Source organism: Acidilobus sp. (assembly GCF_049973875.1).
Classification (GTDB): Archaea; Thermoproteota; Thermoprotei_A; order Sulfolobales; family Acidilobaceae; genus Acidilobus.
Window position 1 is genome coordinate 41,474 of sequence record NZ_JBMFJI010000009.1, and the last position, 14,432, is coordinate 55,905.

General features: G+C 61.4%; 15 protein-coding genes. 6 read left to right on the top strand and 9 right to left on the bottom strand.

Annotated features, from left to right (window positions below; translation table 11 throughout):
* Positions 1 to 84 precede the first annotated feature (84 nt).
* The gene (locus ACP5H1_RS04830; protein ID WP_427972380.1) at positions 85 to 1,254 is read left to right on the top strand and encodes a hypothetical protein; all 1,170 of its coding nucleotides are present in this window, start codon (positions 85 to 87) and stop codon (positions 1,252 to 1,254) included.
* A 46-nt stretch (positions 1,255 to 1,300) separates the two neighbouring features.
* Positions 1,301 to 1,981, top strand: coding sequence for a dolichol kinase (locus ACP5H1_RS04835; RefSeq protein WP_427972383.1), 681 nt, complete (start codon positions 1,301 to 1,303; stop codon positions 1,979 to 1,981).
* On the opposite strand, the gene ACP5H1_RS04840 is transcribed toward ACP5H1_RS04835, so the two are convergent.
* Complete coding sequence (locus ACP5H1_RS04840) at positions 1,960 to 3,639, bottom strand: MFS transporter (protein WP_427972386.1); 1,680 nt, start codon at positions 3,637 to 3,639, stop codon at positions 1,960 to 1,962. The two genes, ACP5H1_RS04835 and ACP5H1_RS04840, sit on opposite strands and share 22 nt — an antisense overlap.
* Positions 3,640 to 3,803: 164 nt before the next feature.
* On the opposite strand from ACP5H1_RS04840, the gene ACP5H1_RS04845 reads away from it, so the two are divergent.
* On the top strand, positions 3,804 to 4,553 hold the full coding sequence (locus ACP5H1_RS04845) for a DUF72 domain-containing protein (RefSeq protein ID WP_427972389.1): 750 nt from the start codon (positions 3,804 to 3,806) through the stop codon (positions 4,551 to 4,553).
* Here the strand turns inward: ACP5H1_RS04845 and pgsA are convergent.
* From pgsA to ACP5H1_RS04885, 8 genes are all read right to left on the bottom strand, one after another.
* Positions 4,525 to 5,121, bottom strand: coding sequence for an archaetidylinositol phosphate synthase (gene pgsA, locus ACP5H1_RS04850; RefSeq protein WP_427972392.1), 597 nt, complete (start codon positions 5,119 to 5,121; stop codon positions 4,525 to 4,527). The two genes, ACP5H1_RS04845 and pgsA, sit on opposite strands and share 29 nt — an antisense overlap.
* Positions 5,122 to 5,127: 6 nt before the next feature.
* The gene (locus ACP5H1_RS04855; RefSeq protein ID WP_427972395.1) at positions 5,128 to 5,871 is read right to left on the bottom strand and encodes a polysaccharide deacetylase family protein; all 744 of its coding nucleotides are present in this window, start codon (positions 5,869 to 5,871) and stop codon (positions 5,128 to 5,130) included.
* Complete coding sequence (locus tag ACP5H1_RS04860; RefSeq protein ID WP_427972398.1) at positions 5,813 to 7,108, bottom strand: glycosyltransferase family 4 protein; 1,296 nt, start codon at positions 7,106 to 7,108, stop codon at positions 5,813 to 5,815. The genes ACP5H1_RS04855 and ACP5H1_RS04860 overlap by 59 nt, the downstream gene beginning before the upstream one ends.
* Positions 7,096 to 7,938 (bottom strand): lysylphosphatidylglycerol synthase domain-containing protein, encoded by an 843-nt coding sequence (locus tag ACP5H1_RS04865; protein WP_427972401.1) that lies wholly within the window; start codon positions 7,936 to 7,938, stop codon positions 7,096 to 7,098. The genes ACP5H1_RS04860 and ACP5H1_RS04865 overlap by 13 nt, the downstream gene beginning before the upstream one ends.
* A gap of 82 nt (positions 7,939 to 8,020) precedes the next feature.
* A complete protein-coding gene (locus tag ACP5H1_RS04870; protein ID WP_427972403.1) occupies positions 8,021 to 8,782 on the bottom strand; it encodes an SDR family NAD(P)-dependent oxidoreductase in 762 nt (253 codons plus the stop codon).
* Positions 8,783 to 8,820: 38 nt separating this feature from the next.
* On the bottom strand, positions 8,821 to 9,657 hold the full coding sequence (locus ACP5H1_RS04875) for a sulfite exporter TauE/SafE family protein (protein WP_427972406.1): 837 nt from the start codon (positions 9,655 to 9,657) through the stop codon (positions 8,821 to 8,823).
* Between the two features lie 103 nt (positions 9,658 to 9,760).
* Complete coding sequence (locus ACP5H1_RS04880) at positions 9,761 to 10,930, bottom strand: inositol-3-phosphate synthase (protein ID WP_427972408.1); 1,170 nt, start codon at positions 10,928 to 10,930, stop codon at positions 9,761 to 9,763.
* Positions 10,931 to 10,974: 44 nt separating this feature from the next.
* A complete protein-coding gene (locus ACP5H1_RS04885) occupies positions 10,975 to 11,253 on the bottom strand; it encodes a U6 snRNA-associated Sm-like protein LSm6 (RefSeq protein WP_013266485.1) in 279 nt (92 codons plus the stop codon).
* A gap of 138 nt (positions 11,254 to 11,391) precedes the next feature.
* On the opposite strand from ACP5H1_RS04885, the gene ACP5H1_RS04890 reads away from it, so the two are divergent.
* From ACP5H1_RS04890 to gcvT, 3 genes are all read left to right on the top strand, one after another.
* Entirely contained in the window at positions 11,392 to 12,234 is an 843-nt protein-coding gene (locus ACP5H1_RS04890) for a fumarylacetoacetate hydrolase family protein (protein ID WP_427972412.1), read from the top strand.
* A gap of 64 nt (positions 12,235 to 12,298) precedes the next feature.
* Complete coding sequence (locus ACP5H1_RS04895; RefSeq protein ID WP_427972414.1) at positions 12,299 to 13,252, top strand: aldo/keto reductase; 954 nt, start codon at positions 12,299 to 12,301, stop codon at positions 13,250 to 13,252.
* Positions 13,253 to 13,303: 51 nt separating this feature from the next.
* Complete coding sequence (gcvT, locus tag ACP5H1_RS04900) at positions 13,304 to 14,428, top strand: glycine cleavage system aminomethyltransferase GcvT (RefSeq protein WP_427972417.1); 1,125 nt, start codon at positions 13,304 to 13,306, stop codon at positions 14,426 to 14,428.
* Positions 14,429 to 14,432 lie beyond the last annotated feature (4 nt).

Consider the following 14,432-nt stretch of genomic DNA (forward strand, 5'->3'; position numbering starts at 1 on the left):
GCCTTCAGCCCCCCGGGAGTCCATGGCCAAAGGGGGTCTGACCCTCTTAACTCCAATGCCCGTATGCTCCCGCCGGGAGTACATGTGTGGTACTGGCTGGGGGTCACCTACATAGCGGCGCTCTCAATAGTTGACTTCATGATGTTCAACTACATAGGGTTCAGGACGGACGTGTCAGACATAGACTACGGCATAATTGGGGCCGCCTGGAGCGCCGTGTTCATAACGTCCAGCGAGTTCCTCGGCAGGCTGGCCGACAGGGGGGACTACCGTAAGCTGACGGCAGTGTCGCTCGTAACCATAGCCGTAGCCTCCCCGCTCTTCGGCCTGGCGAGGGGCGTTGAGCTTATGGCGATAGCCTACATGTTCCACGCCGTTGCCACAGCGGCCGCCAACCTCGGCTTCTCGGCGGGCATGTTTGAGCTGTCGCCCGACATGGAGTGGGAGGCAAAGGCATCCGGCCAGAGGCTGGGCCTCTTCGGCATAAAGGGCCTCGGACTGCTTGCCCTGTCCTTCGTGGTCCCCTTCATACCCCTCATGGGGCTGGCCGTAGGGGTGGGCGTTGCCTCCCTCGCGGTTGGGCTGGCCTTCATGCTATTTCTCCCCTCGGGCTGGCCCCCCTTCGAGAGGAAGCTCCACGGGCTCATGCTAAGGCTTGAGGGCTTCGGCCTCTACGCCACCGCGGTTGGGTCATTCGTCTATGGCAAGTACGGGCTTCTCTACAACATCTCCAGGTCGGTTGAGAAGGGCTCAGGGTCGTCGACGGGGGTGGCGGTGTCGGCTATGCTGACGACGTTTGTAGGCGATTACTACCTGACGGCCCTGCCGCTCATGCTCAGGTACGTCAGCCTGGGCCTCAGGGACTACATGGTGGCTTTCGCGGCCGCGGGCCTCTCGGCGGCCGCGGCGTTAGCCCTGGTCCAGGGCACGAGCTCCAGGTCGCTGGCGGCGGCGGGCATAGCAATAAGGGGGGCGTGGGCCGTAGTGGCCATAAGGTTCATAGACTCCCTGGCCGGCATGGTGGCCTACATAGCGGTTCTGGTGGCCCTCTTCAGCGTGCTGGACCTGTCGCTCTACAGGATATACATAGGGATAACGGGGGGCTACAGGGTGCACGGCTACATGATGTTAAGGGAGCTGGGCTCCCTGGTGGGCTCCCTGGCAGGGGGGCTGGCGCTATACCTTGGCCCGCTGGCCTTCACTGCCACCCCAGCAATTATTACGGCCGCGGCCGTGGCTGCGGCCCTAATTTAGCTGCAAGCGCTTTAATTCCGCGCGTCGCACAGAGGCCAGCGAGAGCATGTTATCCATAACGCTTCAGCTGGTCATAACGTTAGCCCTGGCGGCGTGGGTTGGCGCAGTAGTCCTCTACATCTCAAAGGCCGTCTACAGGCTGTCCACCTCTCACGGGCTTGGGGACCGCATATCGAGGTACATGGCTAGGAAGACAATACACATCCTGGGCGGCGGCCTGGTGGCCGCGCTGGTGCCCTTCGTCTACACCCAGCCGTGGATGGCGTTTGCCTCAGCCATGGCTCTGACGGGTTACATACTTTACAGGAGGAGGAGGGGCCTAATGACGTGGTTCCAGGAGCCGGACAACGCCTACGAGGCCCACTTCACCATAATGTGGGGTCTTGTCATACTGGCCCCCTGGTTCTTCGACCCAAGCATGGTGATTGGGGCCGTCTCCGCGCTGTTCATGTCAGTGGGTGACGGCATCACGGGGGTCGTGAGGGGCCTCAGGAGGGTCAGGGGCAAGGCGTGGTCGGGGACTATAGCTATGATCGTCGTGTCGTCCCTCATAGGGGGCTACTTCCTAGGCCTTGAGGGGGTGGCGGCCGGCGTGGTAGCCTCCTTCGTGGAGAGGATAAACGGCGTCGACGACAACATCACCGTGCCCCTAGTCTCGTTCCTTCTGCTCCTGGCCATGAGGTACCTGCTCCCGGCGGGCCTGGCTCACTTCCCTCCCAGGCTCTGAGGGGCGGTCCTGCCCCTGAGGGCGGAGGCCACAGCAGCCACCACCACTATGACGCCTGATATCAGCAGGGTGAACCTGAGCGCGTACATAAACGGGGGAGCTATGACGCGGGGGAACCAGGTGTTGCTCATAACCTCCTTAATGCCCGAGGGGTCGCTGGCCTCTATGCTGCTCGCCACGCCCTGCGGCAGGTCCTGAAGGACCACCTGCATGGGGTTATAGCCTAGGAAGGCCGCGAAGAGGGCCGCGGTCGGGGGCATCCTGGAGACCTCAAGGGCCAGGGCCTGTGGGAACCCGGCGCTCACAAGCGATGAATATATGGCTGAAGGGAGCCTGGCCTCAAAGGCGCTCAGCAGCAGGGAGAAGTAGAGGGCTATGCTCACGGTGTTCGCCATGCTCGTCATGACCGACCTCATGCCTGAGGCCACGCCCCGGTGCTCCGGGGGCACGGCGTTCATTATTGAGGCAGTGTTCGGGGCCACGAACATGCCGTTGCCGACGCCCACAGCAAATATCATCAGGGCGAAGGGCAGGTAGGAGAAGTTGTAGCTGAGAGTCATCATGGCCATCATAGCTGCAAACGCTATCAGCATGCCCCCGGTGGCCAGCTCCCTGGCCCCGTACTTGTCGGAGAGGGCCCCGCTCAGGGGCCCAAGGGCCACGAAGCCGAAGAGCATGGGCATCATGTATATGCCCGCCCAGAACGGCGTCGAGCTGTAGCTGTAGCCGTGGAGCGGGAGCCAGATGCCCTGAAGCATTATGGTGAGCGTTATCATGAGGCCGCCGAGTGCAAGGCCCGCCAGGAGCGCCGCGAATATCCCGGCCGAGAACTGCCTTGACCTGAACAGCTCGAGCCTGAACATGGGGTACTGGACCCTCATCTCCACGAGCGGGAACACTGCAAGCACCGCTGCCCCGGCGCTCATCAGCGCTATGACCCTGGGGCTGTTCCAGCCCATGGCCTCCCCGTGGTAGGGCTCCAGGGCGTAGGTTATGCCCGCCAGCAGGAGCACCAGGCCTCCAATGAAAGTCAGGTTACCAACTATGTCAACCTTCTCCTCCCTCCTGGGCCTCGAGAGCTCCCTGAGCTTGAGGTATGACCACGCAGTCCCCGCCACGCCGAAGGGGACGCTTATTATGAACACGAGCCTCCAGTTGATCGTCGCCAGGACGCCCCCGAGGATCAGGCCCACCAGGTTGCCGACCATGCCCGCGACCTGGTTTATGCCGAGCGCCCTGCCCCTCTCAGTTATGGGGAACGCGTCAGTTATGAGGGCGGCGCTGTTTGCCATAAGCAGGGCGGCGCCGACGGCCTGCACCATCCTGAAGGCCACTAGCTCGGCCGCCGCTGTCGTCCCCCTGCCCGGAGTTATTGAGAGGAGCACCGAGCCCACGGTGAATATCACGAAGCCGAGCCTGTACAGCTTGACCCTGCCGTACATGTCGGAGAGCCTGCCGAAGGAGACCACCAGCGAGGAGGAGACGACGCCGTAGCCCATGAGCAGCCAGAGCAGGTAGTCGAAGGAGCTTGGGGCCAGCGGGTTGAGCTGTATGCCTCTGAATATGGCAGGAAGCGATATTATAAGCACGGAGGAGTTTATCATTGCCATGAGTATCCCAAGCGTGGTGTTGGTGAGCACGGTCCACTTGTACTCCATGGCCTCACCCCTATATCAGTTACCTGAGTATCGGTTACTGAGCTATTTAAAAGTGCTTAACTCTAAACTTAAAAGCGTTACCTATTAACGGGAAAGCTAACAGCTAAGCTGAAGGGCCTGGACGGCTTAAACTTCAGGCACAGGTAAGCTCTCCAGGGGCGCCCATGCTGCTGGTGGGCTGCTGCGGCTGGTGCCTGGGGAGGCAGAGGTATTACGCCAGCTTCAACGTAGTAGAGCTTCAGAACACATTTTATGACATGCCTGACGAGGGCAGGCTGAGGTCCCTGAGGGGCGAGGCGCCCGAGGGCTTCAGGTTCACAATGAAGGCGTGGCAGGCCGTCACCCACCCCCCTGGGGGGCCCACGTGGAGGAGGGCCAGGCACAGGTTACCTGAGGAGCTGGCGGACCGCTACGGCAACCTCAGGACAACGAAGGAGAACCTTGAGGCGTGGGACGTGGTCGCCAGGGCCGCGAGGGCCCTTGGGGCATCAGTAGTGGTGGTCCAGACCCCTCCAGGCTTCGGGGCGTCGGAGGACAACGCGAGGCAGGCGGCCGAGTTCTTCAGGGCCGTGGCCACGAGGGACTTCACGATAGGGTGGGAGCCCAGGGGCACGTGGCACTCAAGGCCGGACCTCATAGCTAAGGTCATAGGGGACCTTGACGGGATCATACACGTGGTCGACCCATTCAGGGCCAGCCCTGCCGTCGAGAGGCCAGTCGTCTACTTCAGGCTCCACGGCATAGGGGGCAGGGAGGTCAACTACAGGTACAGGTACACAGATAATGATCTTGAGGTGCTCTGCAACAAGGTCAGGGGGCTCAGGGAGGCCAGGGATGTTTATGTCATGTTTAACAACGTCTTCATGAAGGGCGACGCCTCGCGCTTCAGGTCGTCGTGCGCGTCTGGCCTATAGACCTCTTGACGTGAACGGACCTCTGGATCACGGTGGCGGCGGCCAGCACGGCAACCACCGCCATTATTATGTCGTCAACGAGCAGCTGCCTGAGGAGGAGCAGCAGCGACATGACGAAGAGTATTATAAGCCTCTCGCTCCTCTCGGCCAGGCCGACCCCCTCCATCTTAACGTTGAGCAGCTCCCCCTTGGCCCTGGCGTAGCTTACCATGAGCGAGAAGGCCAGCGCTATCAGGGTTATGTACTGGTTCACCCCGGCCAGGGCCATGGCCAGGAACAGGAAGGCGTCGCTGACCCTGTCGGTCATAGAGTCAAGGTAGGAGCCGAACGCGGTGGTCCTCCCGGAGGCCCTGGCCACGGCCCCGTCAAGGACGTCCATGAGGCCCGCCAACAGTATTAGGAATGGCAGCGCTATGAGCTTGCCCAGGTAAACCGCGAGGGGCGCCAGGGCCGAGAGGGCGAGGCCCATGTAGGTGAGCTCGTCAGGCGTCACGCCGGCCTTGTAAAGCGCCTTGCCCACGGTCGTCGGGGCCAGCGAGTTAATGAGCTTCCTCAGCTTGCCGAGCAAGTCCTCTCACCTGCCGCCCGGCTGAGCCAGCCCCCTGAAGTTAATATTGTCAAGGAGCGAGGGCGCCTCACTCATAGTCATGGGTCTGTAGCCCCTCCTAACCATGTAGCTCACAGCGTTCCTCAGGAGCCCGAGGAGCCTTGGGCCAGTGCCAATCCATATGTCGGGCCTCCAGTGCACCAAGCCTGAGACCTCCCAGGGGTGCACGAAGAGCGTGGTAACCCTGGGCATCAGGGCCAGCAGGGGCCTCTGGAGGGCCCACGGCACGCGCAGCACGCTGCTCGTCACCGTGGCCGGGACCCTGACCACGCCGTCCTCAACAGTGATACCCCGCGGGAAGGGCGGCTTGTAGGAGGCCAGGCTGGCGTCAACGCTGATCCCCTCCTCCCTGAGGACGGGCAGGAGCTGCCGGGGCAGCTTAAGGTTGGGGGCCCTGAACGACCTGACCTCGCCGAAGTCCCTGAGGACCCTCAGCGACCTCCTTACGTCGTCCTCGGCCTCCCTGAGGGGGACCCTGTCAAGCCTTATGTGCGCGTAGCCGTGGCTTCCGAGCTCGTGACCCCTTTCAACTATGTTGTAGACAGCCCTTGGGTGCCTCTCTGCCACCCTGCCAACTACGAAGAACGTGGCCCTCACCTTAAGCTCGTCCAGCAGCTCCAGCAGCCTGGGCAGGCCCTCGACGATGCCCCTCTCACTGTTCATGTACGGCGGGGCGTCCTGCTCCACGTCTGACGACAGGAACAATACCATTGGCTGACCTCTCATGGTACTCCCACTTCCTTCCCCTGCACCACTCGCCCTCCTTGACTGGGTCCCCCCTGAGGGCCCTGTAGACCCTGTAGACCAGGAACCTCCTGTCGTCGCTGCACTTAACCTCCTCGGCCCTCCGGTACTCCTCAACGTACCTCCTGGCTATTATACTGCAGTCGAAGAGCCTTGCCCTGTCCTCGGCGCCCCTTGCAAGGTCCCTCCTGAGGCCCTCGTCGCTGGCAACCCTTACTATGGCATCCGCCATGGCCTCAGGTCCATCAGCTATGACGCCGCTCCTGCCGTCCTCAACCAGGTCAAGGACGCCCGGGCTCCTGTAGACAAGCGGCGGCACCCCGAGCGCCATGGCCTCAAGGACGGCTATGCCGAAGGACTCCCTGTAGCTGGTCAGGACGAAGGCGTCAGCCCCGGAGAGAACCTGCGCCACCCTCTCCCTGGGCATGAGCCCCAGGACCTTCACCCTGTCCTCAACTCCGAAGCTCCTGAGCGACTCCACGAGGTCCCTCATTAGCATGCCGTCGCCGACCATGTAAAACCTAGCCCTGGGGAGCTCCCTGGCCACCAGCGACGCCACCTTGGCTATCTCAAGGGGGTTCTTCCTCGGCGACAGCCTGGAGGTTATAACTATGGCCGGGTCCCCGTCGAGGTGGGACCAGGTAGCCATCTTCCTCCAGGAGTCGACGTTTATGCAGTTATGTATTACGTCCGCCGGCCTCCCGCTGATCCTTGAGATGTCCTCGGCCGCGGCCCTTGAAACGCCTACCAGTAGGGTGGGCCACTTGAGCGCGTACCTGAGGGACAGCCTGCCCAGGCCCCTCAGGGAGCCGCTGAGGAGCGAGTGGTTGGTGAGCACAGACGGCACGCCAGTTCCCCCGCTGGCTATCATTGCAGTCATGAGTCCCAGCAAGGAGGTCACGCCGTGGGCGTGAACTACGTCAACAGCGTTCCTCTTGACGAAGAGGGAGGCCTTCGCTATGGCGAGCGGGTCATAGGTGGCGTCGTCCTTGGCCAGGAGGCGGGTCCTGATCCAGTAGACCAGGTAGCCGTCACCCTTGACGAGGCCCGGCGGGCCCCTGTAGGAGCTGTTCTCATGAGTTACAACAATCACCTCGTGGCCCAGCCTGCCCAGGGCCTTGGACAGCTCGCTTATGCTGGTCTCGACCCCTCCAACCCTTGGAGGGAACCAGTCGCTGACCATCACAACCCTCAGCGTCTCCAACTCCCTGCGCCCCTGGCCTGCCTGAGCATGCGGTAGCTCCCGGTCACGGCAAGCGCGATCATGCCCGCTATGCTGGGAATCACTGTGTCCACGAGCCTGAGGGACACCAGGAACAGGACAGCTAGCCCCACGGGGTACCCCATGTACTTCAGCGCGCCTATGACCCCTAAGTCAAGGAAGCCCAGGGCCGCCGGGGTCGGCGCCGCGGAGGTGACCCTGAGGATAACGTAAAGCAGCATGAGGTCAAACAGGGCCAGGTAGAGGCCGCTCATGAGGGCCACGAGCCACACCTTAATGACGTCTATGGCTATTATGACAGAGCTCACGGCCAAGTAGATCGACATAAGCCTTCGGTCCCTGGACAGGAGCCTGAGGGCCTTGATCAGGTCCCTGGCGGCCGACTTAACTGTCATGCCCTGGGGCTGGCCCGCCGCCACTGCTACAAGGGTGAGGGCCACGGCGCCGAGCGCGTAGTGCCTTATGATTACAGCCAACAGCAGAAACGAAATTATTAGGCCCTCGGCAACCCACTCAACGGCGGCCGCCGCCATAACTGACGTCCTCTTGCCCTCCTTGACGTCAAGGTATGCTATTCTGAACGCCTCCTGGACCACCTTGCCAGCCGGGAGCAGGTTGCCCAGGGGAAAGCTGGCCACTATTGCGATGAGCGACTGAAGGTAGCTGGCCCTGACGCCCAGGTACTTTAGCCCGGCCCTCCACCTTAGGGCCCAGAGCAGCGTGAGGACAACGTTTATCAGTGACCCAACTAGGACGGCGTAGCCCACCTCCTTAAGGTCGCCGAGCAGCGTCGTCAGCGAGAGGTCCAGCAAGTCGCTGTCCTCAAGTGCATCGCGTGAGGACCCAGGATTAAAGTCTAAGCTGGCCTCAGGGGGACCTGAGGCCTTTTAGTCCTCAAGTGTACCTGCCGCCGTTGATTCCAATGACCTGGCCGGTTACGTTGAGCGAGAGGGCCGGGTCCGCCAGGAAGTAGATGACCTCGGCCACCTCCTCAGGTTTTATTATCCTTCCCAGCGGGTGCATCTGCTCCACTTCCCGCCTCCTCCTTGGGTCGTTGAGTATGTCGGCCACCATGTCGGTCTCCACGAAGCTCGGCGCCACGGCGTTGACCCTTATGCCGTACTTTGCCAGCTCCACCGCGAGCCTCTTGGTGAGCTCAATTACGCCGCCCTTGGCCGTGCAGTAGGCCGCGCTGGCCAGCACGTTCCCCGTCTGGCCCGCTATGCTTGCCAGGTTAACCACCGAGGCCCAGCTGGCCCTTCTCAGCAGGTCAAGGAGGGCCTTGGTGACCAGGAAGGGCCCCGTGAGGTCCACGTCCAGCACCTCCCTCCACCTCTCCGGGGTCAGCCTCTCGAAGTCGTTGTAGTCAATTATGCCAGCGTTGTTTACCAGGACGTTAACGTAGGGTACCCTGCCGGAGAGCTCCTGGGCGAACTTCGACACGGACTCCCAGCTGGAGACGTCGACGCTGTAGTAGAGGACGCTGCGGGCCCCCTGCGCCTTGGCTTCTGAGGCCGTGCGCTCCGCCGCGTCCTGCCTGCTCCTGTAGGTGAACACTACGTTGAAGCCCGCCCTGGCGAACCTGAGCACCGTGGCCCTGCCTATCCCCCTGTCGCCGCCAGTGACGACGACATACCTCTCCTCCAAGGAGATCACCCCGCTGGCTCAGTGCGTGCCTGGAAAATAAATCGCGGTCAGAGCGACAGGTGCAGGACCTTGAATATCATGTAGATGCCCACCAGCACTATTATTACCCCGTATGCCCTCTGGAGCGTCCTCTTAGGCGCCTTAACAGCTAGCGACGTGCCCAGGAAGCCCCCTCCTATGCCGCCAAGCACGTAGAGCAGCGAGATTATGAACAGGGTGTCGCCGTAAACCGCGTACTCAAGGCCGCCGGCCATGCCGAAGGTTCCGACGCTGAGCAGCGAGGTGCCTATGGCCCTGGTGATGCAGAGGCCTGAGGAGAACATGAGGGCGGGCACTATCAGGAACCCCCCTCCTATGCCGAAGTAGCCGCTTATCAGGCCAACCACGAACCCGAAGATGGCCACGAGGCTGGCCACCCTGGCGGTCAGCTTGGGGCACCTGGAGTAGGCCTCAACGACTCTGCTTACCTCCTCGTGAGTTCCGGCCTTGGCGGCGTTCCTGAAGAACCCTATGTAGATGCCGAGGACTATCATTGCTATGGCGAAGTACAGCAGCAGCCTCCCACCTGGCGTTATGTGCCCCAGGTAGGTGCCCAGGAGGGCGCCAACCACTCCAACGCCCGCGAATATGCCTCCGACCTTAGGGGAGACGTTCCTCTTCTTGAGGTGCATGTAGGAGTTTATGTACGCGTTCATGCCAACTGCAAGGTCCGTCGTCCCAAGGGCTATGTGTGCCGCGTTAGGTATGCTGCTGAGGCCGACGAAGTAGAGTAGCAGTGGGACGGCGAGTATGGAGCCTCCCCCACCTATGAGGCCCAGCGAGAACCCCACCACTACGCCTGAGATCACTGAGAGTATGTACTGCAGCAGCGTTACGTGTATCATACTCTCGCGCCCACAGCTATTTACTTGTTTTCATTATAGCTAACCTGTAAGACAGAAGCTTTATAAGTGTTTATCTTTTAATTAAATATATCCGGGCTGTCGTTCAGATGATGTCAAGCTTCTTGAGCTCCTTGAGCAGGTCCTGGTAGGCGACTATCTTGCTTATGTTCTTGGTGCCCCGGGGCCCTGGCATCTTCATGTAGAACCTGTTAACCGTGGCGTAGCTCCCGTGGATCCCCCTCTCCAGCAGCGACTTGGCTACCGGCACGATCGACGCCATGAGGCCGGCCAGGTTAGACTTGTCGTTTATCCTGGCGTTGACTATCACCTCGTCCCTGAATCCCCCGAAGGACTCGTACTCTATGTGCATGGCAACGAACTTCCTGTCGCCCAGGGGCTCAAGGTAGCCCGTGGGCCTTATGTAGTGGGGCGCATCATAGCCGAGTATGTCGGCAACCATGCTGCTCTTGGTGACCTCCTTGGAGTGGTTCCTCTCGGGCTCGGTGAGGCTGAGGAAGTCAGTGTTGCCGCCTATGTTGAACTGCGCCACCGACAGCACCCTGCGGCCCCTCTCAGCCATGTGCTCGAGCAGGTCGGCGGTCAGCGGCGTCGCGCCCGTGGCAGCGTCGTCACCTAAGACCAGGGCCCCAGCCCTCTCGAAGCGGCTCACGACGCCTGGGCTGTTGGCGGCGGCCGGGGGCGTCAGGTTGATGAAGGCCACTGGGTTCCCTGTCCTCAGCGAGTACTCGCTCGCGGCATAGATGTATGCCAGAGTGGCCCCCGCTGAGCACGTGGAGGCCAGCTTGACGAACTCGCCCTCGCTCTCGACGAACCTCATGGGCTCCGTGGTTATCACGTTAACTATGACGTCAGGCTTAAGCTTCACGAGCTCCGAGATGAACTCCTCAAGGGCCTGCTGGGGGCTGCCCAGCGCGTCCTCAAGGCCTGAGGCGTCGACCTCAAGCCCCCTGAGGCTGCCGCAGTGGAGGCCCCTGCTCACGACGATGTCCTTCAGCGTCTTGGGCACCGAGCTGAACGGCGAGAGCTTAGAGGCTATTGAGTACATGTCCCTGCCGACCTTTGAGTTGTCAACATCGTACACTGCTACGACGTCTATGTCCTCCGGCCTGTGGGCCTTCATGTAGTTCACGAGGGGTATGCCCACGGGCTCTATCTCCCTGGCCTTCAGCTTCTCAAGGCCAGCAAGGAAGTACGAGGCGCCGCTGCCAGCGCCTATCAGCACAGTCCTTATCACATGTCCGCGCCCTTCCAAGCTGTTCACCTAGGGATATTTACGCCTTTCATTTTCTGAAAGTCTCACTTGGAGACCACATCGGGGGCCGCCAGCTCTGGGTTGAAGCTGACGTACTGTACCATGCTTCCCCTTATCAGTATCTTGCCCAGCCTGGCGACTATCTGCTTCCCGTCCTTGACCTCTACTGAGTTGTCAAGCACTAGGTTCATGGTGGAGTCGGTGACTAAGAGCTGGCCCACGTACTCGGTGCCGTCCTTCAGCTTAACGTATATCTGGCTGTCGACTGCATCCCTCAGGTACCTCAGCGGGTTGACGACCCTCTTCTCTTGGCTCGCGGCCACGACTCAAGCACCCTGGTTTTCCGCGTAGAGCCTGTCACCTCATCTTATAAAATTAACCCTCCTACGCCTCGAGCAGTGCCTTGCATGGCCTGCAACCGCTTTTAAACTTCCCGAGGTCTTGGTGTCCCGTGACTTGCCTTGAGGCTTGCCTCCGTGCTTGTAGGGGGAGCACCTCGGCTGGCCCTGGTCGAGGGGGGCAAGGTCTACCTGGCCCTGCTCAACGGCTCGCAGGTGGACCCGGCGGAGTTCTTCAGGGACCCGGGTAAACTCGTGGGGAAGCTGGAGAGGGGGGAGCCCGTCCAGGGGCTTGACAGGCCGCTTGAGCCCCCGGTGCCCCAGCCCTCAAAGATAATCGGTATAGGCAAGAACTACGCGGCCCACGCCAGGGAGATGGGGTCCGCAGAGAGGCCCGTGTTCTTCATGAAGGCCCCAAGCGCCCTGACCGGGCACCTCCACAGCATCGAGGTGCCGGAGTTCATACAGAAGCCTGACTACGAGGGCGAGGTCGTGATAGTTATCGGCAGGGCCGTGAAGCACGCGGACAGGAGGGAGGCCCAGGAGGCCATACTAGGCTACATGGCTGGGAACGACGTGACGGCCAGGGAGCTCCAGTACGACGAGAGGCTCCCCTGGTGCCTCTCAAAGAGCCTGGACACGTTCTCGCCGACGGGGCCCTACGTCAAGGTCCTCGAGGACTACTCCGAGCTGCAGGGATCGTGCGTGGAGACCTATATAAATGGTGAGAGGGTCCAGCACGGCTGCGCCGATGAGATGACGTACGACTTCGCCGACATAGTGGTTGAGCTCTCGAAGTACATGAAGCTCTACCCCGGGGACCTGATATTCACTGGGACCCCGCCGGGCGTCGGGCACCCGAGGGGGAGGTACCTCAAGGACGGCGACAGGGTTGAAATAGTGGTCAAGGGCCTCGACCCCCTGGTCAACGTCGTGGCCAGGCCCTCGGGCCCAAGGAGTTCATAGCCTTGCCTCAAGTAAAGGCTTCAATTTAAAACTCCCAGCTCTTCGGTCAGGAGGGGTGCCCTGTTTGGAGTACACGGAGTTCGGGTCAACCAAGGAGAAGGTGCCCAGGATAGGGCTTGGAGCCTGGCAGTTCAGCGACGCCTGGGGCGTCACAGACTACCAGAAGGCAAAGGCCGCCATAGCTAAGGCCCTGGAGCTAGGCATGACCTTGATAGACACGGCCATGGTGTACGGCAACGGCATGAGCGAGAAGTTCATAGGGGACGCCATAAGGGAGCTCGGGGTCCAGAGGAGCGAGGTCTTCATAGTAACTAAGATACCTGGCCACTTCCTAAGTTATGATGACGTCTTCAGGGCCGTCGACGGGAGCCTGAGGAGGCTCCAGACGAGCTTCATAGACGCCCTTGAGGCCCACTGGCCGCCGGCGTGGCACAACATACCCACGTGCGAGTACGCCAGGGCCTTTGAGAGGCTAATTGAGATGGGCAAGGTCAGGTACATAGGGCTGAGCAACTACCCCGTGGCGCTGATAGAGGAGTTCAGGTACTGCCTGAGCAGGCACGACGTGGAGGTGCTGGAGCTGAGGTACAACATAGTTGAGAGGCAGGCGGAGCAGCAGCACATACCGTACGCCGAGGCCAACAGCATGACAGTGCTCGCCTGGAGCCCGCTGGCCCAGGCCGCCATACTGGGCAAGTACACGCTTGACGACGTAACCAAGTTCAGTGACGTCAGGAGGAACAACCCCCTGTTCAGGCCTGAGAACTACTCGCAGATACTCCAGCTCGTTGAGGAGCTGAAGGAGGTTGCAAAGAAGTACGACAAGACTGTGTCGCAGGTGGCCCTCAACTTCCTGCTCAGGGCCAGCAGCGCCGTGCTCCCAATACCCGGGGCCAAGTCGCCTGAGCAGGTCGAGGAGAACGCCGGGGCCACTGGCTGGGCACTATCGTACGAGGACTGGAGGCGCCTGGACGAGGCGAGCAAGAGGCTCAGGATATCATACGTTGACATACCATGAGTGGGAAGCCCTCGCCACTTTTTATTCTTCCCAGGCCCTTGGCCCGCAGGTGTGAGCTTGGCCCTCAGGACGGTTCAGCTCTCCTCCCTTCATGAAGGCCTAGGGGCCTCCTTCGGTGAGTTCGCCGGCTGGAGCGTCCCCATGGTTTACACGTCAACCATGGAGGAGCACATGGCCGTCAGGACGGACGTGGGCATATTTGACATAAGCCACATGGGGAGGCTGAGGCTCACGGGCCCCGACGCCGCGGAGCTCCTTGATATTGTTTTCACTAAGAAGGTCTCAGCGACTAAGGAGGGCTTCATGAGCGGCCCGACCCTCGCCCTAACGGAGCTGGCCAGGGTGATTGACGACGAGATGTGGTACAGGGTCTCTGATAGTGAGTGGCTCGCCGTGCCAAACGCGGCCGTCACAGAGAGGATGAAGTCGCACCTGCAGCAGGCGGCGTCCTCCAGGGGGCTTAAGGTGAGCCTCGAGGACCTGACCTCTACGTACGCCATGCTGGCCATACAGGGCCCTAGGAGCCCCGAGGTAATGGAGAGGATGGGCCTCAAGGAGGCGGGCTCCCTGAAGCCCCTTCAGTTCCTCCTCAACGTCAGCCTGGGCGACGCCAGGGCCTTCCTCGTGAGCAGGAGCGGCTGGACCGGCGAGGACGGCTTCGAGGTGTGGGCAGCCCCCGGCGACGCCGAGAGGATATACAGGAGGGCCCTTGAGCTTGGGGCTAAGCCCGTGGGCATCGCGGCGAGGGACACGCTCAGGATAGAGATGGGCTTCGTGCTCGGGGGCAACGAGTACGGCGAGGACCCCCTCAAGTTCCCCTGCGCCCTGGGCCTAAGGTATGGCATGGGGGCCATAGACTGGGGCAAGAGGGGCTTCATAGGCGAGGAGGCGCTCAGGGCGTGCAGGAGGGAGGGGCTGAGGTGGGTAAGGGTCGGGCTTGAGATGAAGAAGTCCTCCGCCAGGTTCATACCGAGGAACGGCTACAAGGTGATGGTTGACGACGTCGAGGTCGGCTGGGTGACGAGCGGCACCTTCAGCCCGGTGCTGCAGAGGGGCGTCGGGCAGGGCTACCTTGACGTGAGGTACGCCGTCTTCGGGGAGACCGTGACTGTAGTGGACGAGAGGGGCAGGTCAGGGGAGGCCAAGGTAGTTGACTTCCCTCTGATAAGGAGGTAGCCCC